The organism is Sphingorhabdus sp. EL138 (genome assembly GCF_900258045.1).
Lineage (GTDB): Bacteria > Pseudomonadota > Alphaproteobacteria > Sphingomonadales > Sphingomonadaceae > Parasphingorhabdus.
The window spans coordinates 311,542-337,418 of sequence record NZ_OGVD01000003.1; the positions used below are offsets into that span (position 1 = coordinate 311,542).

Below are 25,877 nucleotides of genomic sequence, written 5' to 3' on the forward strand. Positions count from 1 at the left end.
ATTCAACCAGCAATGCTCGGGCGAGCTTCCACCTTTGCGCGCCACTGCGCAAGACTTTTACAATCTGCAGGGGTTTCGACGCCAGCGAAATCGGCAAAACCAAGGCCGGCAAAAGCCGTAATGTCAGCGACAGAAAAACCGTCTCCTGCTAGATAGGGCTGCTGCGCCAACACAGTATCAAGATATCGCATGGTGGACACGGCGCGTTCCTTTTGATGATGGCCCCATTCCGCACATTGATAGGTTTCTATCGCCTCACCCAGTCCCGGCGTAGCATGGTGAAAATAAGTTCCCACCGCGTCAAGTAGTCCCGCCTCGGCGCGGCGCTGCATCATCGCGATCACACCGCGCTCTTTCGGCGATTTGCCTGTCAATTCCTGCTCACCCGTCAAATTATCAATATATTCCGTGATCGCGCTACATTCAGAAATGGTGGTTCCGTCATCCAGTTCCAGCACCGGTACGGCCGCTGATGGATTCTTTTCAACAAATTCAGGTTTCCGATGCTCGCCTTCGGGCACGTTGACGGAAATAAACTCGACCTGATCAAACAGGCCTTTTTCTTTCAGCGCAATACGAACACGTGCCGGATTGGGGAAACCTTCAAAATCATAAACCTTCATAGTCAGGGTCCTTCTTGTTAATTACCTATCGATAGGTAGGTATCACTGGAATCTCACTTGATCAACCCCTATCTTGTGATAGGTAAGTAAATTCAGTTGGAGCAAACATGATCAGCAAGCGCGATCAGATATTGGATATTGCCGAACGCGGCTATCGACAGGGCGGTTTTGCGGGACTTAGCTTTCGCGATATTGCCGCTACGCTGGATATGAAAAGCGCGTCCGTGCACTATCATTTCCCGCACAAGGAAGATCTCGGCAAGGCCGTGGTCGAACGATATACGGACAATCTGCTGGATAATCTGGGTGCGCCAGATGCTGCGGATGATTCGGTAAAGATTCGTCTCGCTCGGCTGGTGGAGGCTTATCGTGCGGCCTATGCTGAAGGAGAAAGCAGCTGCCTGTGCGCAGTCCTGGGGTCGGTCAGTCCGCAACTACCTCCCGCTGTGCAAGAGGCGGTGAACAGCTATTTCACGCGGCTGATGACATGGACAGAAACAGCTTTGGCGGAAGCTGGACCGTCCGCCAATCTCAACGCCTCTCACATCATTTCCGCATTGCAAGGTGCGATGATCCTTTCTGTCGCCATGGGAGATGCGCGCTATCTCGATCAGGTTGCAGAGGATCTCGCCGTGAAGAGTGGCATTTAAATGACGTCCTTCCTGATCATTCCGCTTGCCTTCATTCTGGGCTTTGCTCTCGTTCGCGTCGCGACATGTACAGTTGCCGCCACGATGCGCTGGGTGAATCAGGGTAAAATGGACTGGTTATTCGGCTTGCTTATAGTTGCTTCCTGGGCCGGACTGGTGCTGTTCTTGCTGCTGCAATATTCCGGACGCGCCCATATTCCGGTCGATATCGAAATCGGTTGGCAGCTGTTTTTCGGGGCGGCGATCATGGGGGTTGGCGCACTCATCAATCGCGGCTGTTTTGTTGGCACAGTTGGTTATATTGGGGCAGGAAAGTTCAGCTATCTGCTGACCTTTGTCGGCTTGGCCCTCGCGATGCTGCTGCTGCGCATCGACGCGCTCAACCCCTTTGGTCCAGTGGTTGTGACCGGGCGAACCGCAATCGAAGATGATATCATTAAACAGGGCGTGCTACTCGGTTTTGCGGGCCTGTCTCTGCTCAGTCTCTGGCTGATCATCGTTAAGCGTAACATGGCGATGCTGGCCTTGCTCACCATCGGGATCACCGCGGCTCTGATCTATGGCACGCGACCGGAATGGTCCTATGCCGCAGTACTCAACAGTTTGCTGGCTGGGCAAGGCCTTTCCGTTGGGATGACCGTGGAGATAGCCGTCATCGCTTTATTCGCCGGTGCAGTTTTCAGCAGCTGGCTCAAAAACAAATTTCATCCTCAATTCGGTACGTGGAAGCTGGCCGTCGCCAATCTGTCCGGGGGGTTCCTAATGGGTATTGGCGCTGCGACCGTGCCGGGCGGAAATGATGTCTTGCTAATGTGGACCGCACCGGGATTAACGCTTTATGGCGCCGTGGCTTATCTGGTGATGATCGCAACCATTGCGGTCATGCTGGTAGCTATGCCCTATGCCACAAAAGCTGTTACTCAGAGTCAGTGGTTCAAAAAACCTACGCACGAATGAAGCGGTGCGCATCACGATCCTTCCTGGCAGTCGCCGGATCGAACACTTCACCGTTCATCGCGATATACACCCCGTGCGGCAATGTCTGAGTCGCGGCTAGAGCAAAGCCGACATTAAATTCGGCATCGCTATTGCGCAAAGTTGCCGGCTGCATTGCACCGGTTAGTACAATGGTTTTGTCCGTTATGTCTGCCAGAACCTTGCCGGTTTGCACCATCGTATCGGTGCCATGGGTCACGAGTATCTTGTCGGCATCGCTAGCCGCCACGGCGTCATGGATCATCTGCCGATCATCGTCAGTCAGTTCGAGGCTGTCCTTGCGCATCAACTGTGTCACGCGGTGGGGAACATAGACATTATTTTCCGCCAATATATCGGGCAAAGGGGTCGGGCCGATATGATATTCCGATAGGGCATCAAAATAGATCTTGTCGATCGTCCCGCCGGTCGTGAAAATATCGATCATCAGGCGCATTCATCCAGTACGGGTATGGCAGGCGTCCCATCAGGCGCATCAAATGGCTGGCGGAAAGTGAAGACGTCAGCCGAAACACCTTGTTGCTCAAGCATGTCAATTTTCCCCAAACCTTCTTCCACCGAAGGAATATGGCCAATCGGAATCCACCATAATGCTTGATAAACCTCCATGTGCTCCGCCCATTCCTTGCGGCGGCGCATGATCGCCAGATGTTCGGGATTTTTGTAAACAAAGTCTCCCAGTGATTGGACATCTTCCCAAACCGACATGTTCACGGCCAGCCGCGGGTCGTCCGGAACCGGGTCAATATCGACAGCGTCATTGCCCTCGCCTACTAACCGCCAGACAAATCCCGGCGCCTTGTCGGCCAGTGCATTTACCGGGTCGAGAGCATCCATAAAGTCACCATTGGCGGGATCATCTTTCGGCCTTTTAAAGCGCAGTATATTAATCTGCGCGAGATGGTAACCACTCACACCGCTATTCATGACAGGGCCTCCACGATCAGTTTGCGCGTGTTGTCGATACCATAGAGCGCAATGAAGCTACCCATGCGCGGTCCTTGCGGGCTGCCCAGCAAGGTCTCGTACAGAGCCTTGAACCAGTCGCGCAGATTATCGAAACCGCCTTCTTTACCGATGGAATAAACAATCGTCTGGATATCTTCGGCGGCTGCATCATTGGGTAAAGCACTCAGCTCGCTGTCCAGTCGTTCCAGCGCGGCCACTTCCACGCCTTCCGGTTTACGACGGTACAATGTCGGTGCGATAAAATCCTTGTGATAAGCCATCGCATTGCCGATCAGCTCATCCAGATCAGGATATTTCTCCGGCGTGGCATCCGGTGCATATTGGCGCAAATAGCCCCAGATTTGTTCGCGGTCCGCATCGCCCATCACGCCAACCAGATTAAGCAGCAATCCAAAGGTCACCGGAATCGTATCGGATGGGACGTCACCGCCATGGACATGATGCACAGCGTTGCCCAGCTGCTTGTCAGCAGCCTGCTCATGCCAATTGGCGCGGAACTGAAAATATTCGTCCACGGCTTTGGGGATCACGCCCATGTGCAGCTGCTTGGCTGATTTGGGTTCGCGGTAGATGTAGAAAGCGAGACTGTTTTCCGAGCCATAGCGTAACCACTCGTCGAGGCTCAGGCCATTGCCTTTGGATTTTGAAATCTTCTCGCCTTTTTCATCGAGGAACATTTCATAGATCAGGCCATCCGGCTTGCGTGCACCCAGCACCTTGGCAATCTTGCCGGACTGCACACCGCTGTCGGTCAAATCCTTGCCATACATTTCATAGTCGACACCCAAAGCGACCCAGCGCATCGCCCAGTCAACTTTCCACTGCAGCTTGGCACCGCCGGTGAGCGCATTATGTTCAATCATTTCCCCATCATCTTCAAAGCGGACAATGCCGGCTTCCGCATCGACAATCTCGACCGGAACCTGCAGGACGTGGCCGGTTTTCGGACTGATCGGCAAGATGGGTGAATAGGTCGCCTGCCGTTCCTTGCCGAGCGTCGGCAGCATGATGTCCAATATCTGCTGATTGCGCGCGAGCACCAGCTTCAGCGTCTCGTCAAAGGCGCCGGATGTATATTGCTCGGTTGAGGACATAAACTCATAATCAAAACCAAAGCGATCGAGAAATTCACGCAGCATCGCATTATTATGCGCCGCAAAGCTTTCATATTCGGTGTCAAAGGGGTTGGGCACCTGCGTCAATGGCTTGTGCAGATGCTCGGCCAACATATCCTGATTGGGCACATTGGTCGGCACTTTGCGAAAGCCGTCCATATCGTCGGAAAAGGCAATCAGCCGCGTCGGGTTGCCGGTTAGCGTCTCATAAGCGCGCCGTACCATGGTCGTGCGCAGCACTTCGTTAAAGGTGCCAATATGCGGCAGGCCGGATGGACCATAGCCGGTTTCGAACAACATCGGCTCTATCTCACCATCTGGGCCGGTTTTCGGCGCAGGCGCGCCGCGCTCGCCGCGATAGCGTTTGAGCAATTTGCGGGCCTCTTCAAAAGGCCATGCTTTGGATTGCTGTGCGGCTTCACGATAATCGGTCACGATGAGATAGTCCTGTTCAATCAATTAGGTCGTTTATTTTTCTTGGTTCTGCGCCAATAGTAGCATTACCGTCTATAGCAAGTTAGAACAGCACAAAAGCAGGAGATTTCAAATGGGTGCATTGATCGCGGGCGTGTTGCTCTGGAGCATCGTTCATCTCGTCAAATCGGTGGCTCCGGGTCTTAGAACCAACATAAGAGCGAAGATCGGCGAAGGGCCGCATCAGGGGTTAGTGGCCTTACTGATCATCGCGGCTATAGCATTGATGGTTTATGGCTGGCGAACCGCACAATATGAATTCGTCTATGATCCCCCGACATGGGGCCGGCATTTGAACATGTTACTGATGGTCTTTGCGATTTTCCTGTTCGGGGCCGCGCAAGGCAAGTCACAGATCAAACAGTTTATCCGCCATCCGATGCTGACCGGCATGCTCATCTGGGCCGCCGGGCATTTGCTCGCCAATGGTGACAGTCGGTCGGTCGTATTGTTCGGCGGGCTGGGGCTATGGGCCTTGATTTCAATCTTTACTGTTTCCCGCAATGAAGGTGCCTGGGAGAAGCCAACCGAAACAGCCACGGTCCGCCGTGAGATATTGGGCTTTGTCATCGCGCTGGTGCTCTACGCCATATTGTTCGGCATGCATCGCTTCTATGCAGGTGTCGCCCTGGCCGGTCCAAACGCGCCCGGATTTTCGTAAATTTGACTGACGGCACATCCCCCTATCCTCCGCTGGCCTATCCCGCGCTCCATGCCAGTCATAGCGGCATCTGGATTTGCGGCAGCGATGGTGTCTCCCGCGCAATTGGCAAGGGTGAGGCGATTGGCTGTGTTGCGGAAACCCCGCATATCCTGCTCAACGCGCCGCTTATGGGTCAGCGATTGGGCTATCCCGATCTGTCGGGTCTCGATTTGCTGGAACTGTTCGCCTTCATCCACCCGGCGCAATTTGTCGTTCCCACGCCAGCCGGTTTGGCCAAGACCCTTGGTCTCGAACCGCCCGATCAGGAAGCCGATATCGCGTCCTTATACCGGGAGGCCGCCAGCCACTTGTTGGCGGGACTGGAAGCGCCCTATTGGAGGGAACGCGAAGGCGCGTGGAGCAGCGCGCAGGCTCTCTATCGACTGCGCTGGCCCTGGGCAGGCGAAGTGTCCAAACGGCTGACCAAGCCCGCCGACGGAGAGCGCTGGCTTTTTTCGAAACTCGAAGAATGGGAAGAAGAGACACCGCGCCCGGCCCCACGTGCAGTAACGATGGACGAAGATGCTACGTTGACTCAACTCGGTACCTTGACCGGCAAGGGATCAGAGGAACGTGAAGGTCAGAAAAGCTATGCTGCCGCTGTTGCAAAAATTTTCAATCCCCGCCGCGTCAAAGGAGCGCCCAACATGCTGCTCGCCGAGGCAGGCACCGGCATCGGCAAAACCCTCGGCTATCTGGCACCGGCATCGCTGTGGTCAGCAGAGGCAGGTGGCGCGGTCTGGATTTCGACCTTTACCAAGGCTCTGCAACGCCAACTCGACCGTGAAACCCGGCGTATCTATCCGGACGAAGAGGTTTTTCGCAAAAAAGTCGTCGTCCGCAAAGGTCGCGAAAACTATCTCTGCCTGCTCAATCTGGAAGATGCTCTGCAAGGCGGTTTTGCCGGACGGGCCGCGATACTCGCCCATCTCGTGGCGCGCTGGGCCGCCTATAGCAAGGACGGCGATATGGTCGGCGGTGACTTGCCAGGCTGGCTAGCAACATTGTTCCGGCGCAACGGGTCCACGGCATTGACCGACCGGCGCGGAGAATGCGTTTATGCCGGTTGCCCCCACTACCGCAAATGCTTCATCGAAAAAGCCGCGCGCGCGAGCCAGCAGGCCGATATCGTTATCGCCAATCACGCGCTGGTCATGGTCAACGCTGCGCGTGGTCGGGAGCAGAAAAATGCGCCGACGCGGCTGATTTTCGACGAGGGCCATCATCTGTTTGACGCGGCTGATTCGATGTTTGCGGCACGCCTCTCGGGGCAGGAAGCGATCGAGATACGCCGCTGGGTCATCGGTCCGGAAAGCAAGAACCGCGGACGCCGCCGGGGCCTTGCAGCGCGGCTTGCTGACCTTGCTTCCTATGACGACGAGGGCGGCCGCGCGATTGAAAGCGCCCGCCATGCCGCCGAAGCCTTGCCAAGCGACGGCTGGCTGCAACGCTTGTCGGAAAGCGAACCGTTCGGGCCGGTCGAAGCGCTGCTCGGCGAAGTCCGTCACATGGTCTTTGCCCGTGACGAGAGCCAGAGCGCGGATGCCGGCTATGGTCTGGAAACCGAGCTTACCGATGTCGAAGGCCCGATGATCGATGCGGTCGCCAATGCCGCCGAAGCGATTGATGCTTTGCTCAAACCTCTGGTCCGGCTTGGTCAGCGGATCGAGCATCTGATCGAGGAAGGCCCGGACTGGATGGATGCCCCGGCAAGGGCCCGGATGGAAGGGGCGTTATCAAGCCTTGGTTGGCGTTGTGACACCCTGTCCGGATGGCTCGCCTTGTTGTCGCGCATCGGCGGTCCGGCTGATCCCGATTTTGTCGACTGGCTGATGATCGACCGGTTTGAAGGCCGCGAATATGATATCGGCATCTGCCGCCACTGGCTCGACCCGACGATTCCGGTAACCGAGGTGGTCACGAAGCCCGCCCACGGCCTGATGATCACATCGGCGACACTGAAAGGCGGAGGCGACTGGGAAACAGCCCGTGCGCGCAGCGGCGCGGTGCATCTGGATCAGGCAGTACAGGAATTTGAGGTGCCGAGCCCGTTCAACTATGCAGAACAAGCCAAGGTCATCATTGTCACCGATGTGAAGCGCGGTGACATGGCAGGACTAGCCGGTGCTTATGCGCAGCTGATCGAGGCGTCCGGAGGCGGCACATTGGGCCTGTTCACGGCGATCCGGCGGCTCCGCACCGTTTACGCACGCATTGCCGACCGCATGGCGCAAAGCGGATTACCGATCTACGCGCAACATGTTGATCCCATCGATACCGGTACGTTGGTGGACATTTTCCGCGACGATCCCAAAGCCAGCCTGCTTGGTACCGATGCCTTGCGTGACGGCGTGGACGTACCCGGTCGCAGCCTGCGCCTTGTCGTCATGGAATCCGTGCCATGGCCGCGCCCGGACATATTACACAAAGCCCGGCGTCTGGCGGGCGGCGGCAGCGCCTATGATGACCGGATCATCCGCGCGCGTTTGGCACAAGCCTTTGGCCGGATCATCCGCCGCGCCGATGATCATGGACATTTTGTAATCCTGTCATCCGCTTTCCCGTCCCGCCTGTTGACCGCTTTTCCGGAAGGAACACCGATTGAACGCATGCCGCTCACACAGGCATTGGCGGAAATAAAAGCGGCTAAATCCAAAACTGTGCAATCCAGTCTTTCCCCTGACATATCTTTCGGGCATGACGCTGGGCAAACGGATATTCCGGGGAATAAATCGGGCGGTATATGAAAAGACTGACACTTTTGCGGCACGCCAAATCCAGCTGGGATGACCCCGTAGCCAGAGATTTCGACCGACCGCTAAATGACAAGGGCAAACGCGCCGCTGCGATCATGGGCAAGTTTATCAAGCGGAATAATCTCGTCTTCGATCAAATCCTCGCCTCTCCTGCAGTGCGGGTCATCGAAACACTGGAACATGTCGAACCCGCCAGCGGCTTGTCTTTTGAGCCGAAATGGGACCGCAAAATCTATCTGGCATCCTCGGTCACATTGATGGACGTTTTGCGCGGTGCCAGTGCGGATGCCGATCATGTGCTGATGGTCGGGCATAATCCTGGCCTGGAAGACCTTATTTTTGATCTGGTTCCTGACGATGGTTCATCCGAAGCTCGGGGCGCAGTGGAAATAAAATATCCAACAGCAGCATTGGCCGAGCTCAGCCTGAACATAAAAAGCTGGGCCGATATCGAAGACAATTGCGCAACTCTGGATCGCTTCACGCGTCCACGCGATCTCGATCCGGAACTGGGTCCTGACTATAACTAACTGCTTTATAAAGAAACTGGTGCGGTCGAGAAGACTCGAACTTCCACGGGAGATTAATCCCACAGCGACCTCAACGCTGCGCGTCTACCAATTCCGCCACGACCGCACTGTCATCCGAACCAGGCCATAAGCCCTTGGTAGGCGCGTGCCCTTAGCAAAGGGTGGATAGGCTCGCAACAGATATTGTGATTTGCCTGGACCTTACCCAGCCCGCCGTTAACGCGACCGCGAAACATGTCCCCATCTCATACAGTTTGGCTCGCTTCGTCCGTTTTATAGGTGAAGAGACCGGATAATCTGGCTGTTAACCTTTTATTTACCTTGTCAGTCGCCGGTTTTGCGGGCTTTTCTATGCTTATGCGAGACATTTTGTATCTCTTGATGGTGATGACCCTGGCCATGACGGCTAACGCACCCGTCATGGCTGAACAGACGGCACAGTCAGGTACGCGGGTACAGGTTCGTGTTTCTGCGCATATTGTTAGCGGGGAAACCGTCCGTCTTGATTCGGGAATCACATCATACGGCTCGTCACCGCGATTGAATAAGGCACAAGCACCTCTGGTTCGAACACGCGGAATGATCATGCGGGATGGTCGCCAAAATGTGCGGCTCACCGAATTCCACTAATGGCAGGATAGAAATAGCAGCTATTGGCGTGTTATATCAGCCCAGCCGACCTCTAGCTGACTTGCGGCGCGGGGCACGTCGAGCTTGGCTTCGTTGAAGTTGATTCTCGCACCGGGGGCCAGCTCTTTTGTAGGTGCCTTCATTTTCCAGCTATAGACAATCCGGCCGCTGGCATCCCGCAGGATCACCAGCATTGGCGGCACGGATTGTTCGCTATCGGTCGGATTGATTATGGTCCCGCTCGCCGCAAAATATTCAGTACCGTCCGGCAATGTCCGGCGATCCTGTTTCTGGCTGAGTTCAATCAGCAATGGCGTGTCATCAACCGATGCCATCTGATAGCTCTGTAACCAGTTTGGCGTACCGAACGCATAGAGCGCACCGCCAATCAAGATGATCAGGCTGGCAAAAGCAATCGCGGCAATGGTCCATAGCTTTGCAGGATTCCGGCGCGGCTTAAATGGCGGCTCGTGGGCAAAGCTGCTGGTTTCGGATACAAAAGGCGGCGTAACCGCTGATGCGGATGCTGCCGGTGGCGCTGCCGCCATTGCCGCACCATCCGGTTCAGGATCCGACCGCTTTGTTGGCGGCGCCGACGGCGCATCAGGCGTCGGCTGCCCTGCTTGTTCTGCCGTTTTGGCAGGTTCTGGCGGAGCTGGCTCCTGAAACCAGTTATGGCGGCATGATGCACAGCGCACGGACCGGCCGGTAGGGCCGATTGCACTGTCGGGGACGAGATAACGTGTCTTGCAGGCCGGGCAATTCAATATCATGACATTCTTCTAAACACGCCATTCCATGAAACTGCAAGTCTGCGGTTCATGCTTTTGAGACAAGTGCCTTTTTTTCAACGTTTTCACGTCCATCCCGCGAGCGGACGGGCACGCAGCAGTTGATTTCAGAGGACGTAACGTCCTATTGATGCGGTCAGTTGTATAGCGTCCCAACCTGATCAAGCGATTTGAAAATCCAGATGAATGAAATTGTTCAATTTGAAAATGTTGGCCTGCGCTATGGTGCTGGCATTGAGACGCTATCTGACCTTACATTTACGCTGTATCCAGGCAGTTTCTATTTCCTGACGGGCGCATCAGGCGCCGGCAAGACCTCGCTTCTGAAACTACTCTATCTTGCTCAGCGGCCCAGTCGCGGTTTGATCCGGTTGTTTGGCGAAGATGCTGTTACCATGCCCCGAGAACGCCTGCCCGGCTTCCGCCGGCGCATCGGCGTCGTGTTTCAGGATTTCAGGTTGGTGCCGCATCTCTCGGCTTTTGACAATATCGCGCTGCCGCTGCGCGTCGCGGGCGTAAAAGAAAAAGATTTGACAACACCGGTGACCGAGATGCTCGACTGGGTTGGTCTTGGCGACCGCGCCGAGGCCAGACCGGCAACCTTGTCGGGCGGAGAACAGCAACGCGTTGCCATTGCCCGTGCTGTGATTGGTCGTCCGGAAATATTGGTGGCGGATGAGCCGACCGGAAATGTCGACCCGGAAATGGCCATACGTTTGCTGCAGCTGTTCGAGGCGCTTAATACCCTGGGCACTACAATCGTCGTCGCCACCCATGATATTCATTTGCTCAGCAAAGTGCCCGGTGCGCAAATGATGAAGCTCGAAAAGGGTGGACTATCTGATCCAACCGGTTCTTTGCGCAATCCCCCCTTGCCGCGTGACAGAGCATAGGTAGCGGTCTGATGCTCAGTCTGTTTGTCATTCCCGGCCATGACCGCCGACTGATACCCGAAGGGCGCCTGTCAGGGCCGATGCCCTGGGTCATTGCGATCATGATTTTTTTAATGGTGCTGGCGACGGCCATAGGTCTTGCCTTTACCGAAGCCGGACAAAATGTGTCGGATCAACTCTCCAGCCGAGCGACGGTTCAAATTATCGAAGCCAATCCCGATCTAAAAGCCCAACAGACAAGTGACGCCGCAGCCCGCTTGCGCGGCATGGAACTGGTAGAAGAGGTAAGAATCCTGCCCTCCAAGGAAATTGAAGACCTAATCGCGCCATGGCTGGGCCAGTCCGCAGACGGGGGACAGGACACCGGTGGCCTGCTGGAAGATATTCCTCTGCCGGCTCTTATCGACTTGAAATTGGCGCAGCCCATTAGTGAGAAAGAGCTCGAAGCTTTGCGCACCGGTATCAGACCATTAGCCGCCAGTGCCCGCATTGAACCCAGCAGCGCCCTGATAGCGCCAGTGATCGCCTTGGTCCGGTCGCTGCAATGGATTGCTTTTGGTCTGGTGATATTGCTTGCAATCGCGACGGCTGCAGCAGTGATCATCTCCGCCCGGGCCGCGCTCAATACACACAAGGAAACGATCGGCGTCATTCATTTGCTCGGCGGGACCGATCGGCAGATCAGCCGCCTGTTTCAAAGGCGGATCGCGCTCGATGCGCTGTTGGGCGGGGTACTGGGTTTGATCTGCGGCGCCGCAATCATCCTCCTGCTGGGCATGCAGCTTTCCGCTCTTGGTTCGGGATTGGTGCAATCGCTAGACCTCTCCTGGTATAGCTGGTTGATTATCGGGGCCATTCCGATATTGGGAATGATCCTTGCGATGGTGACTGCGCGAATGACGGTCATGGGCGCGCTCAAGAAAATATTGTAGTCACCTTTCATGATCTTACGTTTCTTCTGTTTTCTGCTGCTTCTCTGGATGATCGGGTTCGCCTGGTTTGCGATAGATTTGCCGCGTACTGCGGCGGATGATGTGCAGACGGATTCCATTGTGGTCCTGACAGGCGGCCCGCAGCGTATTGAACATGCTTTGCAACTGCTGGAGGCAAATAAAGCGAAAAATCTGCTGATATCCGGTGTGGACCGGGATGTGAAACCGGGGGAACTGGCCGCGGCTTATAATCGTGACGAGACACTGTTTAACTGTTGTATTGATCTGGGTTTTCAAGCGGTGGACACGCGTTCAAATGCTTTGGAAACAGCACGCTGGGCCGCGGGACGAAAAGACACATCGATCCGGCTGGTGACGTCTGACTGGCATATGCGGCGGGCACGGCTGGAACTGGAACGCGCCGTACCATCGGATATCGCAATCATATCCGATGCAGTTGCGACCGCACCGTCCCTGGGCACTTTATTCAAAGAGTATAATAAATTCCTGATGCGCCGCACCGCGGCCTTGGCGGGTATCTAGATATGTTGGCAAAAGTCCGATCACTCCTGTTCATCCCGCTATTCTATGGCGGATCAACACCGATCATCATTTTATCGTTTATCGTCGCGCTATTTTCGGTGCCCGGCACACACTATATGGCTCAGCTATGGAGCCGTTATCATTATCTATGCGCCCGGATCATTCTCGGCATCCGGGTCGAGATAAAGGGCGAAATTCGCAACGAACCCCTGCTCTACGTCTTCAAACATGAAAGCATGTTTGAAACGATTGATCTGCTACGTATTTTTGACAAGCCGGTGGTGATCGCCAAAAAGGAACTGCTCGTCATCCCGCTCTGGGGCTGGATCGCCAAAAAACACGGACTGTTGGGCATAGATCGGAACGGCGGGGGCGCGGCGATGCGCCAAATTATCAAACAAGCCAAAAAAGCGGTCACCGAAGGTCGCCCGATTGTCATTTTTGCAGAAGGAAGCCGTGCCCATCATGGCGAGCGACCGGAATTGCAAACGGGCTTTGCCGGTATCTACAAACTGATGGGGCTGCCTTTGGTACCGGTAGCGCTCGACAGCGGTATCATCTCGCCGCGCGATACATTCGTGCAGAAAAGCGGCGTGATAACTTATGCTGTGCAGGACGAGATTGAACCAGGGCTCGATCGCGATGATATTCGTGACCGGGTCCATGCCGCAATTAACGTGCTGAACGATTGACCGTCATATCGTGAGCGCGCCCGCTTCTAACCTGAAGCAAATCACCCTTGGCTGAGAAACTTCTTCATATTCCGTGCAGCTTGCCGGATGCGCTGCTCATTTTCGACTAGCGCAAGACGAACATAGCCCTCGCCCTCGTCGCCAAAGCCCGTACCCGGAGCCACGGCAACACCCGCTTCGGCGAGCAGCCGTTTGGCAAATTCCATCGAGCCGAGTTCGCGAAACTGCTCCGGGACCGGCGCCCAGGCGAACATGCTGGCTTCTGGTGGCGGAATGTCCCAGCCGGCGCGGCCAAAGCTTTCGACCATCACGTCGCGGCGCTTTTTATAAAGTGCACGGTTTTCATCAATAATGTCTTGCGGGCCGTTGAGCGCTGCGGTGGCCGCAACCTGTATCGGTGTAAAGGCACCATAGTCGAGATAGGATTTGACCCTTGTCAGCGCACCGATCAGCTTTTGATTGCCAACCGCAAAGCCCATGCGCCAGCCCGGCATCGAATAGGTTTTGGACATGCTGGTAAATTCAACCACACAATCCTTCGCGCCATCAATCTGCAACATGGATGGTGTTGGTACGTCGCCATAATAAATTTCAGCATAGGCAAGATCACTGATCACCCACAGCTTATGCTCACGCGCAAAATCGACGACCTTTTGGTAAAAATCGAGATCGGCGACATAGGCGGTCGGGTTGGACGGATAGCCCATCACCAGCACTGATGGTTTCGGCACGCTGTAGCTCATCGCATATTCAAGCCGGGTGAAGAAATCCGGACCGGGTGCTGCAGGAATAGAGCGGATCGCCGCGCCGGCAATGATGAAACCGAAAGTGTGAATCGGATAGGAAGGGTTGGGCGCGAGCACCACATCACCAGGAGCCGTGATCGCCTGCGCCAGATTGGCAAGGCCTTCCTTGGAACCCAGGGTCACGATCACTTCGCTTTCCGGATCCAGATCCACATCAAAGCGGCGCTTGTAATAGTTGGACTGGGCCAGACGCAGACCCTTGATGCCTTTCGACGCGCTATAGCGGTGCGCGGTCGGATCGTTGGCCGTATCGCACAGCTTGTCGATTACATGCTGCGCCGGCGCACCATCAGGATTGCCCATTCCGAGGTCGATAATATCCTCACCGCGGGCGCGCGCTTCCGCCTTCATCGCGTTCACTTCAGCGAACACATAAGGCGGCAGACGTTTGATGCGGTAGAATTCTTCAGACATGGTTTCTCTAATTCCGGTGTTTCATTTTACGCAGCCGCTGCTTTGCGCAACTTTGATAGGAATGTCGAGGGGGTCAGGACAAATTGTTGTTGAGCCGCACCTAAACCGCCAAACTCCGCTGCCCCCGCATAACGGAGCGGCTTTCGCTGCCCTTCATCGTGGTAGACTTGGCCCGGATGGTATCAAGGAAATGCCAGGTAGAAGTTGCTTTTTCCGGCGTCAGCGAAACGGTCATATATCCGCGATTGGATGTATCACACCATTGCAGTTGATCATTGGTTTCCCGAACCGCACGTGCTGCCGTCAGTGGGTCTGCACCGGAAAGATAGGATTCCAGTCCGGGTGAGGTCACGCTATGGCCGCCAAATTCAACACCCGCCGCGCCGCCGCTGGTTTCCAGATTAAACGCCCAGCCATTATGACTGTCACCCGACAATACGATCAGATCAGCATCAGCCTCCTGCGCACCCATCAACGCGCGTTCCCGCGCTTTGGGATAACCATCCCAACTGTCGAGATTAATCGGCAGGCCAACTTTGGATGCAAGTGCGCCAATCGCCACCCGCGCTTTCGCGAAAGCCGGCGCATCATCGGCAAGCCAGTTCACGGCCTCTTGCGGCAGGCGCAATTCGCCCATCACGCATTGTTGACCCCAAACCTGCCACTTGGTGCCGGATGTCCGCGATTTGCCCATTGCTTCGGCGAGCCACGCCTCTTGCACGGCCCCCAGCATCTGCCGTTCGGAATCTTGCCAGGTGGTGTCGCGAAATGTCTCGAGAGCCGTCTGGATATTCTCCTGCCCCTGCAAAGCAGCTGCCAAATCTGCCGGTTCACTGCGCCCGCCAATCCGGCTTTCTGTCATGAACAAGGTCGCAAGATCGCCAATCTGGTACTCGCTCCAGAGAGGTCCGCCCTCATCACGGTCACGCACCGGCATCCATTCCCGATAAACCTGTTCAGCGATACGCTTGCGCACTTGCCAGTCGCCTTCCGTTTTGGGCTGGTGGTTTTGCGCGCCGTTCATATGGGCATCATTGGTGAATTCATGATCGTCCCACATGGCGACCATCGGATAAAGCTGATGGATTCGCTGCAAATCGGGGTCGCTGCGATAGGCGGCGTAGCGCAGCCGGTAATCCGCCAACTGAACAATCTCATGCCCCGGATCAATCGCCCGACCTTCCAGCATTTGCTTTTCGGAGGGGTAAGTGCCGACCGGATACTCATAAAGATAATCACCGCTATGCATCACCATATCGAGATCGCTGCGCTGAGCGGCATGGGCATAAGCGTTAAAATAGCCGAATGGCAGATTGGAGCAGCCGAATACGCCTAGGTTGAATTTCTGGGTCGGTCCCTGTGGCAACGTCCGGGTGCGACCGGCCATCGACTTGGTCCCATCAGGCGCAACAAAGCGATAGAAATACCATTGGCCCGGCACCAGATCCGAAACGACAAATTTTGCAATATGATCCCGGCTCGCAGACGCAGTCACTTCGCCAACCATTTTCGCACCGGAAAAATCGACATCTTGCGCCATTTCAACGGTCAGCTTGCTGTCGCCTCCGCCGACAAAACGGGTCCACAGCAATACCGAATTTTGCGACGGCTCGCCACTTGCCACACCATGAGTAAATCCGCGCGCCTTGGCCATAGCAGCATATGCAGGTGCAGACATTGCACCGAGGCCAAATGTGCCCAGAGCCATTAACTGGCGACGATCAATTTTTATGGTCATAATTTATCCCAGAATCCCAACTGCAAACAGAATGGCGAAAAACAATGTCATGCTGATGACAGTGAAGAGAAGCAAGGCAGAAAGTCTAAGCAGCGCTTCGATCCTGGAGAGCTTATAGGCATGCCGCAACTGTCGGTACATGTGAAATGGGGGATAGAAGACAAGCAAAATAACCCATATTTCTTGCGAAACACCGAGTGCCGCCAGCGCTGCACAAGTAATAAACAGCAACGACATGAAGCTGATCGAATAGGTCGTAAAAACGGCGTGATCATAGAAATGATAACCACGACGACCGATGAGAGTCAGCCAAACGAATGGCAGCGAGATCGGGATCAACAACCATGCAAATTTATAGCCATTGGCCTTAAGTTTGTAGAGCAACAGGTCCGGATTTTCGTTCACTTTCCTGAACCCGTCCATGATCGTCTTGTCGAGTTCCTTTGATCCCGTGGTCACACTGCTATCGTCGTTCAGCACGTTACCCTCTTGAATATCTTCCAACCCGGTTTGCAATTGGTCGATATCTTCATCGGTGAAATTGCCCAGTTTAACATCACCGTCGCCCAACTTGACCTCAGGATAGGGTGTTTTTTCCCCGGTCATCGTCGCCAAGAGATTTCGGCCTTTCTTCAGATCCAGGACTTCCTGACGCAATTTCGCCTGATCTACGGTGTCACCCGCCTCCAGTTTGGCTTCCTTCTCTGCAATCTGTCTTTCGATATCGGCAGTTTGCATCACAACGCCCATGTTGACGTCTTCGTCGGTCTCGACCGCACTACCTCCCGAAAAAGGACCGCCAAGGAAGGAAAAGACCGCGAACATCATGAACACGGAAAACAAAAACAACGCCATGGGAGAGATAAACCGAGCGCGCTGACCGTGAATATAACGCCGGGTCAGGTCTCCCGGTTTCCAGGCCAAGAGCGGCAGGGTTCGCCAGAATTTCCCTTCGAAATGTAGAACCCCATGCAAGATATCATGCCAAAACGCACCGATCGAACGGTGAATATGCAGCGGCTGTCCGCAATTGTTGCAATAATTGCCAGTAACCGGCGCGTCGCAATTCAGGCACTTGCCGGAATTACCTCCAGTCGCATCGCCACTCTCGCTCTCAACCGCTTTCGCAATCAAGGCGCCTTCAATGGCTGTTCCGGCTGCTTCAAATTCCCCTGACATATATCAAGTTTTCGCCAATTTGATCAATAAGGCAAGTAGCTTTTCAGCAACAGCCGATTGACCAAATCACTTTCCAGCAATGCCGCGACCATGAAACCGCGGCCATAGCCGCTATCGCGCCAAAATCCCGGCCATGATCAGGTCGACTGTCTGCTCGCGATAGGCATCGCGCATCTTCTCGTGGAAATCATCGCGGCCATAACAATATTTCCATACCAGTTTGCCGGTAAAGAACCGGTCCGCTGCGCCCGTCACCGCGGAATAAAATAGCTGCGGGTCAAGATCACGGAAAACGCCGGTCTTGATGCCGTCACCGACAAAAATGCTATAGGCCTCGGACAGGGGCTTGAGATATTTCTCGGCAATATCCCGCGCGCCTTCGGGTGGCAGATCGCGGATCAGGCGCATGGTCAGGCGGTGGATATAGGGATATTGATAATAGGTATCGATCACCGCGCCGATATGGTGGCGCAGCTTGTCCTCCGGCGGCATATCTTTTGCGATCAAAAGCCCGACATCCTCGACAATCTTGGTCATGTCACGTTCTAGAATCGCCTCAAGCAAGCCATCCTTGTTGCCGAAATAATATTTGACCAGCGCGCTGTTCAGGCCGGAACGCACCGATAGCTCGCTGAAGGAAATATCGATGGTATCGCCCTCGCGCATGATCTGGCTGGCTGTTTCAATCAGCTTGCCGCGCGCGCTTGCCCCATCGATTTCCCCGTTTTTTTCGGCCTGTTTGTCGGCACTCATAACTCTTCCCCTCACTCGGCGGGCCTTACTCCATGGCCCCAACTCAAGTGATTACTTATAAACAGGTTCTTCCCACCAAGGGAAGGTGTCTGGCATATCTGTCGACACTTTGTCAGGATAGACCGGATCGCGCTTTTCGAGGAAACTGGCAATACCCTCTGCCGCGTCACCGGATTTTGCGCGATTATAGATGATCCGGCTGTCAATTTTGTGCGCTTCCATCGGATGATCCGCGCAAGGTATTTGCCACAGCATCTGCCGGGTGAGGGCAATCGAAACCGGGGCCGTGTTGTCGACAATTTCCCGTGCCAAGGCATAGGCTGCCGGTAGCAATTCATCGGGCTTGTGGATCGAGCGGATCAGTCCGCCGTCGAGGGCTTCCTGCGCCTTGAACACGCGCCCGGTCATGCACCATTCGATCGCCTGCGGCCGCCCGACAATATGCGGCAGAAACCAGCTCGCCGCACCATCGGGGGCAATGCCGCGCCGGGCGAAGACAAATCCAAAACGAGCCGTCTCGCTGGCCAGACGAAAATCCATCGGCAATTGTAAGGTAGCGCCAACCCCAACCGCTGCGCCATTAACCGCCGCAATCACGGGTTTCAGGCATTGATAGATACGCAAAGTCAGCTTGCCGCCGCCGTCGCGGACCCGCGGATCGGAATAATCGTCCACCGGGTCGCTGCTGGCAAAGGGCTTTGCCCCGCCTTCGGGTGTCAGGTCGGCACCGGCGCAAAAGGCGCGATCTCCCGACCCGGTCACGACCACTGCGCGGACATCGTCATCCGCATCAATTTGATCAAATGCGTCGCACATTTCCTTCAACATGGTGTTCGTGAAGGCATTCATTTTTTCCGGGCGGTTGATGGTGATGGTCGCGATATTGTCGGCAACATCGTATTTGATCTGGGTGTAGGTCATGGGGAGGATCCTCTCCTTCAAAACTCCTCTCCCCTTTGAGGGAGAGGAAACGAAAGCTTGGCAGCTTGCCTGCCTAGCGAAGTTGGAGAGGGGGCTGGCTTGGCGCTTCCTCTCACCCCTCTCCAAGATTTTCTAGCGAGCAAGCTCACAAGCAAATCTGTCCTCTCCCTCAAGGGGAGAGGAGATTATATATTACCGTGGCGCCATACGGATCGCACCGTCGAGCCGCACATCTTCACCGTTGAAATAACCGGTTTCGATCATGCACAGCGCAAGCTTCGCATATTCGTCAGGCTGACCGAGACGTTTCGGGAAAGGTACGGATGCAGACAATGCATCGCGCACTTTATCAGGCGCGCCAGCGAGCAACGGCGTGTCGAAAATGCCTGGCAAGATCGTATTGACTCGAATGCCTTCGGCCATCAGATCGCGCGCGATGGGCAGGGTCATGCCAACCACGCCGCCTTTGGAAGCGGAATAGGCGGCCTGGCCCATTTGGCCATCTTCAGCGGCAACCGAAGCGGTGTTGACCATCGCGCCGCGTTCGCCATTGTCGTCAAGCGGATCAAGCGTCAGCATGCCAGCTGCAGATTTCGCGATGCAGCGGAATGTGCCGACCAGATTGACCTGAATCACAAAGTTAAACGCATCCAAGGGGAAATGGCTGATCGAGCCATCTTCACGGCTGCGTTTCGCGGTCTTGATCGCGTTGCCGATACCGGCACAGTTGACCAAGATGCGCTCCTGACCAATGGCCGCGCGCGCTTTTTCAAAGCCGGCATCGACGCTCTCTTCTTCGGTCACATTGACCTTGCAGAAAACGCCGCCAAGCTCAGCGGCCAGCGCCTCGCCTTTTTCTTCGTTCAGGTCGAACAAGGCGACTTTCACACCTTTTTCAGCCAAGCGCCGCGCAGTCGCTGCACCGAGACCAGAGGCACCGCCCGTTACGACGGCCGACATTGTGTTGTTGAGTTCCATGAGTTTTCTTTCTGTTTTAAACTTAATTCAAACGTTCGATGATGGTGACATTGGCCTGACCGCCGCCTTCGCACATGGTCTGCAGACCATATTTGGAACCGCGGTTTTCCATCGCGTTGAGCAAGGTCGCCATCAGCTTCGTGCCAGATGCGCCAAGCGGGTGGCCCAAGGCGATCGCACCGCCATGGACGTTGATCTTGCTGCGGTCTGCACCGGTATGCTTCAGCCATGCGAGCGGCACGGGCGCGAATGCTTCGTTAACCTCATAAAGATCAATATCGCCAATATTCATGCCTGCACGCTGCAACGCACGATCCGTGGCAAATAACGGCTCCTCGAGCATGATCACCGGATCACCGGCGGTCACGGTAAGATTCACAATCTTCGCACGGGGCGTCAGGCCGTGGTCTTTGAGGGCCTGTTCCGAACAGACCAGAACGGCACTGGAACCATCACAAATCTGACTGGCATTGGCTGCGGTAATCGCGCCGCCTTCCTGCAGGACTTTTACGCCGCCGATGCTTTCCATGCTGGCGTCGAAGCGAATGCCTTCGTCGACCTTGTGCATTTCTTCGCCTTCTGGTGTTTCCACTTTCACGGCGACGATTTCATTTTCAAACGCACCGGATTCGGTCGCAGCAATCGCCTTCTGATGGCTCTCCAACGCAAAGGCGTCGAGATCATCTCGGTTAAAGCCATGTTTTTTGACCAGCATTTCCGCGCCCATGAACTGGCTGAACTGAACGCCGGGATAGGCTTCTTCAAGCCGTTCACTCTTGTTGGTGCCCAAGCCTGCGTCCTTGAACAGCTTAAAGGTCGAACCCATTGGCACGCGCGTCATGCTTTCAATACCATGCGCCAGCACCATATCCTGTGTGCCGGACATGATGCCCTGTGCAGCGAACTGGATCGACTGCTGCGATGACCCGCACTGACGGTCAATCGAAACGGAAGGAATACTGTCAGGCAGCTTCGATGCCAAGACGCTGTTGCGGCCAACATCGCCGGATTGCTCGCCGCCCTGCATCACGCAGCCGGTGATCACGTCCTCGATAGCCGCTGCATCAAAATCATTGCGGTCGGCGATTGCGTCGAGTGTTGCCGCGCCAAGATCAACCGGGTGTACGCCCGCCAACCGGCCGCCACGGCGCCCACCTGCGGTCCGTACTGCATCTACAATATAAGCTTCTGCCATCTTCCTGCTCCTTAAAACTGTTTGAGAATCCGAAATTTAACTGAACGATTAAACCTGCGTCACCCTAGCGTCAAATGAAAAAGCCGATCATCACAATAGTGATAACCGGCCTCTTTCAATCGCAACCTGTGTTTTTAAGCAGGCACGTTATCTTTCTTGACCGTGATCACCTGTGGATAGGTGAATTCCAGAAGGCCTTCCTTGCCATATTCCGCACCAAAGCCGGATTGCTTGTGCCCGCCAAAGGGAGCGAAGGGCGACAGGTGCAGGAATTCGTTGACCCAAACAGTGCCGGTTTCCAACTGCTCGGCCACTTCAACACCCTTGTCAGGATCAGCGGTCCAGACCGCGCCAGCCAGACCATATTCGCTATCATTCGCACGCTGGATGGCTTCTTCCTCGGTGCTGAATTTCATCAGTGGCATGACCGGACCAAATTGTTCTTCGGCCACGATCCGCGCATCTTCCGGCGGATTATCGAGGATCGTAATCGGCATATAATAGCCCGGCACATCGGGATCATGGTCCCCGCCGACGAGGAATTTATAGCCATTATCCTTGGCATCCTGAACCAGTTCCAGAACCCGATCATATTGCTTCTTGTTCTGAATTGGTCCGACCGCTGTACCCTGCTGCGCGCCGTCGCCAACTTTCACATGTTTGGCATATTCGGCAATTGCCGCGCTTAGCTCGTCATAAATATCTTCGTGGATATATATGCGCTTCGCCGCAACACAAATCTGGCCGGCATTGGTGAAGCTTGACCAGAATAACTGCTCTGCGACTTTCTCGACATTGGCATCAGGCAGAACGATGGACGCATCATTGCCGCCCAGCTCCAAAGTGATCCGTTTGAGATCCTTGGAAGCGCCTTCCATGATCTTCTTGCCGGTCGCGGTGGAGCCGGTGAAGGTGATCTTGTCGATATCGGGATGGCCGGTAATGAGCGGACCAAGGCTATCTTCGCCGGTCAGAATGTTGACCACGCCAGCCGGCGCGACATCTTTAATCAGTTCCGCCAGCCGCAAGGTGGTCAGCGGCGTGAACGGTGATGGTTTCAGAACGATGGTGCAACCGGACAAAAGCGCAGGCGCGATCTTCTGTACCGCCATCATGACCGGGAAATTCCACGGCACGATGCCGCCAACCACACCAACCGGAACCCGCCGGGTGCGGCTGAGGCGTTCTTCGCTATCTTCGTTGATTTCGTCATCGAGGTCGAGTGTGGACTGCGCGCCGGCCATCATTGACGCGCCGATAATTTCGCCCTGTGCCTGTGCATGCGGCTTGCCCTGCTCTGCGGTCAGCAGACGGAACAGCTCGTCACTATTTTCCTTGATGGTGGCGGAAATCGCCTGCACCACAGCGCGGCGTTCATCGATCGATTTCTTGCTCCACGCCGGGAAAGCGGCGCGCGCTGCGGCGACCGCCTCGTTCAGCTCTGCCTCGCCGCATGACGGCACCTGACCAATCACTTCTTCATTGGCGGGATTGACCACGTCCAGCATGGTGTCTGTGCTGATCATCTGACCGTTGATGAGATTCTTATATTGGGTAATCATGTCGCTCTCCTTTGGAATTTCTGCCCGTTCGTTTCTATTTTGGTTTCTTCTAAACTATTACAAGACTAACTGCGCCTGTCATTTTGCGCATAACCATCATTTCGCCCATATCCTTCATTCAGAAAGCGTGTATCTAAGTGGTAGCGTTTTCAATCCGCCGACAAAACTCGATTTCGCCCGTTTGGGTTCTCCCGCCAGTTCGACCGTTTCGATCCGGTCGAGCAGTTCATTGAACAATATCTTCATCTCCAACCGCGCCATATGCAGGCCAAGACATTGATGCGCACCGGCACCAAAGGCCAGATGACGGTTCGGCGAACGGGCTGCATCAAATTTGCGGGGATTTTCAAACACCCGATCATCGTGATTGGCCGCGACATAGTTGATCATCAACCAGTCGCCTTTTTTGACCGACACCCCGCCAACTTCGACATCCTCAGCCGCCGTGCGCATGAAATGCTGTACTGGCGAGGTCCAGCGGATGGCTTCCTCGACAATGCCCGGCAGTAACTCGCGATCAGCTTTCAGCCGCGCAAACTGTTCGGGATCCTGGGCCAGTGCCATCATCGCACCCGATGTTGAAGCCGATGTCGTATCATGGCCCGCTGATGCGACGATGATATAATAGCCCGCCATGTCGCGGTCGCTGAGATATTCGCCATCGACCTTGGCATTGGCTATCACACTGGCGACATCATCGGTCGGATTGGCGCGCTTTTCTTCAGTTATTTTGGCGAAATAGGTTTCGAAATCGGCGACCGCTCCAATCACCAACTGCGTGATCTGTTCCGCCGTCATATTCGCCATGCCGGTTTTGTTCAGATCCTCATCCTGGCCGCCAAACATCTGCTGGGTAAGGAACAGCATGCGCTGCTCATCCGCCTCTGGGACGCCCAGAATCTGCATGATCACATGGAGCGGGTAGGGCGACGCAACCAGCGGAACAAAATCCGCTTCCGGCCCTGCCTCAACCAACCGGTCAACCGTGGTCTTTGCCAGCGCGCTAATCTCCCCTTCCAGCTGCTTGAGGTTTTTCGGCATGAACCATTCCTGGGTCAGACGGCGATATTTGGGATGAATCGGCGCGTCCAGCGCGACCAGCGAATTGACCAGATGCGGACTGCCGCCGGTCACGGCTTTGACGATGTCCTCGCCTTCGCGAAATCCGAATACCACGCCGCGCGGACTGTTAAGGAACGTCTTGTTATCCTTGCTGATCCGCATGACATCATCATAGCCGGTGACCAGCCAGAATGGATCATGCAGATCGCCATTCTCCACCCGCGTAACCGGCATATTTTCACGCAGCCAGTCAAATGTATCGAGCAGACCGTCCCATTCCGCATAGGCGACAGGGTCGATCACTGTTGACGCTACGGAGGCCGGTGCTTGTGGTGCTGCGCTCATATCATCCTCCGTTTAAACGATCCGGCTGCCGGTCTTGCCCCAATATTCATCGCGGAGCAGGCGTTTGTAGAGTTTGCCAGTCGGCACGCGTGGCAATTCCGCGCGGAAATCTATCTGGCGCGGTACTTTCACACCGGACAGCGATTGCCGCAAATAGGCTTCCAGCTGTTGTGCAAAATCATCATTGGCGTCAGCCATATCCATCGGCTGAACCACGGCGACTACCTTCTCCCCCATATCCTCGTCGGGCGCGCCGATCACGGCGGCATCGATTACTTTCGGGTGGGTGACGAGCAGGTTTTCAATCTCCTGCGGATAGATATTCACACCGCCGGAAATGATCATGAAGCTTTTGCGATCAGTGAGATACAGAAAGCCATCCTCATCGACTTTCCCAACATCTCCCAGCGAGGTCCAGCCATGTTTGTTATGTGCGGCCTTGGTTTTCTCAGGGTCATTATGATATTTTACCGGGGCACCACCTTCGAAATAAATCTGCCCTTCTTCACCGACGGGAACTTCGTCATCATTCTCATCGCAAATATGCACAATGCCCAGAAGCGCTTTGCCTACCGAGCCTTTATGCTCCAACCAATCTTCCGAGTTGATGAAGGTAAATCCATTGCCTTCTGAGCCTGCATAATATTCGCGAATTATGGGCCCCCACCATTCGATCATCTTCTCCTTCACCGGAATAGGGCAAGGCGCAGCTGCATGAACGGCACATGTCAGGCTGGATACATCGTATTTCGCCCTTGTTTCATCCGGAAGCTTGAGCATCCGGCTGAAATGTGTCGGCACCCATTGACTGGCATCGACCTTGTATTTTTCAATCAGCGCCAGCGCCTGCTCGGGATCGAATTTTTCCATCACGATCACTGTGCCACCCATCTTGTGGACGGCCATGCACCATCGCAGTGGGGCAGCGTGGTAAAGCGGTGCCGGCGATAGATAGGTGCAGCCGGGTTGAATCCCGAAAGCGCCTTGCGCCATCATCACCAGCGCATTGGGTGCGGCTATATTTTCATCCTCAGGAAACGGGATTCGCACACCCTTGGGCCGACCCGTTGTGCCTGAACTGTAAAGCATATCGGTGCCATGGCGCTCATCATCAATCGGCCCGTCCGGCAATGCAGCCAGTACTGGTTCGATCGCGCGGTTGTCTTCCACGCCATAGAGAAATTGTTTCACACCGGGGTTCAGCTTGTCCAGCTCATCAACAACGCCCTGCTTGCTATCAGAGCTGATCAACAGCGTCGCACCGCTATCGCTTAAAATATAGGATACCTCAGCAGCGGTCAGGCGGCTCGGGATCGCAACATAATAGAGGCCCGCGCGCTGTGCAGCCCAGGCAAAGTCGAAAAAGTTCGGATGGTTGTCGAGCAGTACCGCCACCGTATCGCCGATTTGCAGACCCTCTTTACGGAAGAGATGCGCCAGGCGGTTCGATGCCTTGTCAAGCTCAGCATATGTTTCAACGGCTCCGGTGCTGGCCATGATGACCGCTGGCTTATCGGGATTTTCCTGAGCATGCAGATAAGGATGCATTGGTGGCTTCTCTCCATTTGGGGGCGACCGCCTTTGCCCTGTTCGAGCTTCGCGATTCGCGTTTTCCCCATCATGGTTT

25 protein-coding genes and 1 tRNA gene are annotated in these 25,877 nt (G+C 55.2%); 10 read left to right on the forward strand and 16 right to left on the reverse strand.

Annotated features, from left to right (window positions below; all coding sequences use genetic code 11):
• Positions 1-2: 2 nt before the first annotated feature.
• Positions 3-623 carry a glutathione S-transferase family protein gene (locus DK507_RS07655; RefSeq protein ID WP_109355789.1) on the reverse strand — a complete coding sequence of 207 codons (621 nt, stop codon included), beginning with the start codon at positions 621-623 and terminating at the stop codon, positions 3-5.
• 107 nt (positions 624-730) lie between these two features.
• On the opposite strand from DK507_RS07655, the gene DK507_RS07660 reads away from it, so the two are divergent.
• Together DK507_RS07660 and DK507_RS07665 are read left to right on the forward strand one after the other, a co-directional pair.
• Entirely contained in the window at positions 731-1,273 is a 543-nt protein-coding gene (locus DK507_RS07660) for a TetR/AcrR family transcriptional regulator (RefSeq protein ID WP_109355790.1), read from the forward strand.
• Positions 1,274-2,230: a YeeE/YedE thiosulfate transporter family protein gene (locus tag DK507_RS07665; protein WP_109355791.1), complete on the forward strand. Its 957-nt coding sequence runs from the start codon at positions 1,274-1,276 to the stop codon at positions 2,228-2,230.
• Here the strand turns inward: DK507_RS07665 and DK507_RS07670 are convergent.
• The 3 genes from DK507_RS07670 to DK507_RS07680 are packed head-to-tail and all read right to left on the reverse strand — an operon-like array spanning position 2,217 to position 4,791.
• A complete protein-coding gene (locus tag DK507_RS07670; protein WP_109356217.1) occupies positions 2,217-2,696 on the reverse strand; it encodes an asparaginase domain-containing protein in 480 nt (159 codons plus the stop codon). The two genes, DK507_RS07665 and DK507_RS07670, sit on opposite strands and share 14 nt — an antisense overlap.
• The gene (locus DK507_RS07675) at positions 2,696-3,196 is read right to left on the reverse strand and encodes a DUF3291 domain-containing protein (protein WP_109355792.1); all 501 of its coding nucleotides are present in this window, start codon (positions 3,194-3,196) and stop codon (positions 2,696-2,698) included. Before DK507_RS07675 ends, DK507_RS07670 begins: the two co-directional genes overlap by 1 nt.
• Positions 3,193-4,791 (reverse strand): lysine--tRNA ligase, encoded by a 1,599-nt coding sequence (locus DK507_RS07680; RefSeq protein ID WP_109356218.1) that lies wholly within the window; start codon positions 4,789-4,791, stop codon positions 3,193-3,195. The genes DK507_RS07675 and DK507_RS07680 overlap by 4 nt, the downstream gene beginning before the upstream one ends.
• A 109-nt stretch (positions 4,792-4,900) precedes the next feature.
• On the opposite strand from DK507_RS07680, the gene DK507_RS07685 reads away from it, so the two are divergent.
• From DK507_RS07685 to DK507_RS07695, 3 genes are read left to right on the forward strand one after another with little or no spacing between them, the layout of a single operon-like run.
• Entirely contained in the window at positions 4,901-5,488 is a 588-nt protein-coding gene (locus DK507_RS07685; protein WP_109355793.1) for an NnrU family protein, read from the forward strand.
• Positions 5,489-5,490: 2 nt separating this feature from the next.
• On the forward strand, positions 5,491-8,277 hold the full coding sequence (locus DK507_RS07690; protein ID WP_109355794.1) for an ATP-dependent DNA helicase: 2,787 nt from the start codon (positions 5,491-5,493) through the stop codon (positions 8,275-8,277).
• The gene (locus DK507_RS07695) at positions 8,274-8,816 is read left to right on the forward strand and encodes a histidine phosphatase family protein (protein WP_109355795.1); all 543 of its coding nucleotides are present in this window, start codon (positions 8,274-8,276) and stop codon (positions 8,814-8,816) included. The genes DK507_RS07690 and DK507_RS07695 overlap by 4 nt, the downstream gene beginning before the upstream one ends.
• 17 nt (positions 8,817-8,833) lie before the next feature.
• On the opposite strand, the gene DK507_RS07700 is transcribed toward DK507_RS07695, so the two are convergent.
• Positions 8,834-8,922: transfer RNA gene (locus tag DK507_RS07700), tRNA-Leu, on the reverse strand.
• A gap of 251 nt (positions 8,923-9,173) precedes the next feature.
• On the opposite strand from DK507_RS07700, the gene DK507_RS07705 reads away from it, so the two are divergent.
• The gene (locus tag DK507_RS07705) at positions 9,174-9,446 is read left to right on the forward strand and encodes a hypothetical protein (protein WP_162558958.1); all 273 of its coding nucleotides are present in this window, start codon (positions 9,174-9,176) and stop codon (positions 9,444-9,446) included.
• 20 nt (positions 9,447-9,466) lie between these two features.
• On the opposite strand, the gene DK507_RS07710 is transcribed toward DK507_RS07705, so the two are convergent.
• A complete protein-coding gene (locus DK507_RS07710) occupies positions 9,467-10,219 on the reverse strand; it encodes a zinc-ribbon domain-containing protein (RefSeq protein ID WP_109355797.1) in 753 nt (250 codons plus the stop codon).
• Positions 10,220-10,419: 200 nt separating this feature from the next.
• Here DK507_RS07710 and ftsE point away from each other — a divergent pair, with 200 nt between their 5' ends.
• The 4 genes from ftsE to DK507_RS07730 are packed head-to-tail and all read left to right on the forward strand — an operon-like array spanning position 10,420 to position 13,297.
• Positions 10,420-11,130, forward strand: a complete 711-nt coding sequence (gene ftsE / locus DK507_RS07715) for a cell division ATP-binding protein FtsE (RefSeq protein ID WP_109355798.1) — start codon at positions 10,420-10,422, stop codon at positions 11,128-11,130.
• Positions 11,131-11,141: 11 nt separating this feature from the next.
• Positions 11,142-12,062 carry an ABC transporter permease gene (locus DK507_RS07720; RefSeq protein WP_109355799.1) on the forward strand — a complete coding sequence of 307 codons (921 nt, stop codon included), beginning with the start codon at positions 11,142-11,144 and terminating at the stop codon, positions 12,060-12,062.
• 9 nt (positions 12,063-12,071) lie between these two features.
• Complete coding sequence (locus DK507_RS07725) at positions 12,072-12,605, forward strand: YdcF family protein (protein ID WP_109355800.1); 534 nt, start codon at positions 12,072-12,074, stop codon at positions 12,603-12,605.
• 2 nt (positions 12,606-12,607) lie between these two features.
• Positions 12,608-13,297, forward strand: a complete 690-nt coding sequence (locus tag DK507_RS07730; RefSeq protein ID WP_109355801.1) for a 1-acyl-sn-glycerol-3-phosphate acyltransferase — start codon at positions 12,608-12,610, stop codon at positions 13,295-13,297.
• Positions 13,298-13,338: 41 nt separating this feature from the next.
• Here the strand turns inward: DK507_RS07730 and DK507_RS07735 are convergent, their stop codons facing one another.
• The 10 genes from DK507_RS07735 to DK507_RS07780 form a co-directional block, all read right to left on the reverse strand.
• Positions 13,339-14,517 carry an LL-diaminopimelate aminotransferase gene (locus DK507_RS07735; protein ID WP_109355802.1) on the reverse strand — a complete coding sequence of 393 codons (1,179 nt, stop codon included), beginning with the start codon at positions 14,515-14,517 and terminating at the stop codon, positions 13,339-13,341.
• Positions 14,518-14,617: 100 nt separating this feature from the next.
• Complete coding sequence (locus DK507_RS07740) at positions 14,618-16,255, reverse strand: alkaline phosphatase (RefSeq protein WP_109355803.1); 1,638 nt, start codon at positions 16,253-16,255, stop codon at positions 14,618-14,620.
• Between the two features lie 3 nt (positions 16,256-16,258).
• On the reverse strand, positions 16,259-17,434 hold the full coding sequence (locus tag DK507_RS07745; protein ID WP_109355804.1) for a DUF3667 domain-containing protein: 1,176 nt from the start codon (positions 17,432-17,434) through the stop codon (positions 16,259-16,261).
• Positions 17,435-17,545: 111 nt separating this feature from the next.
• Positions 17,546-18,187, reverse strand: coding sequence for a TetR family transcriptional regulator (locus DK507_RS07750; protein WP_109355805.1), 642 nt, complete (start codon positions 18,185-18,187; stop codon positions 17,546-17,548).
• A gap of 51 nt (positions 18,188-18,238) precedes the next feature.
• Complete coding sequence (locus DK507_RS07755; protein WP_109355806.1) at positions 18,239-19,108, reverse strand: crotonase/enoyl-CoA hydratase family protein; 870 nt, start codon at positions 19,106-19,108, stop codon at positions 18,239-18,241.
• Between the two features lie 192 nt (positions 19,109-19,300).
• Complete coding sequence (locus tag DK507_RS07760; protein ID WP_109355807.1) at positions 19,301-20,086, reverse strand: SDR family NAD(P)-dependent oxidoreductase; 786 nt, start codon at positions 20,084-20,086, stop codon at positions 19,301-19,303.
• A 22-nt stretch (positions 20,087-20,108) separates the two neighbouring features.
• Positions 20,109-21,281 carry an acetyl-CoA C-acetyltransferase gene (locus tag DK507_RS07765; RefSeq protein ID WP_109355808.1) on the reverse strand — a complete coding sequence of 391 codons (1,173 nt, stop codon included), beginning with the start codon at positions 21,279-21,281 and terminating at the stop codon, positions 20,109-20,111.
• Between the two features lie 134 nt (positions 21,282-21,415).
• Complete coding sequence (locus tag DK507_RS07770) at positions 21,416-22,843, reverse strand: aldehyde dehydrogenase family protein (protein ID WP_109355809.1); 1,428 nt, start codon at positions 22,841-22,843, stop codon at positions 21,416-21,418.
• 114 nt (positions 22,844-22,957) lie between these two features.
• On the reverse strand, positions 22,958-24,250 hold the full coding sequence (locus tag DK507_RS07775; protein WP_109355810.1) for a cytochrome P450: 1,293 nt from the start codon (positions 24,248-24,250) through the stop codon (positions 22,958-22,960).
• Between the two features lie 12 nt (positions 24,251-24,262).
• On the reverse strand, positions 24,263-25,798 hold the full coding sequence (locus DK507_RS07780) for an acyl-CoA synthetase (protein ID WP_109355811.1): 1,536 nt from the start codon (positions 25,796-25,798) through the stop codon (positions 24,263-24,265).
• Positions 25,799-25,877: the final 79 nt, after the last annotated feature.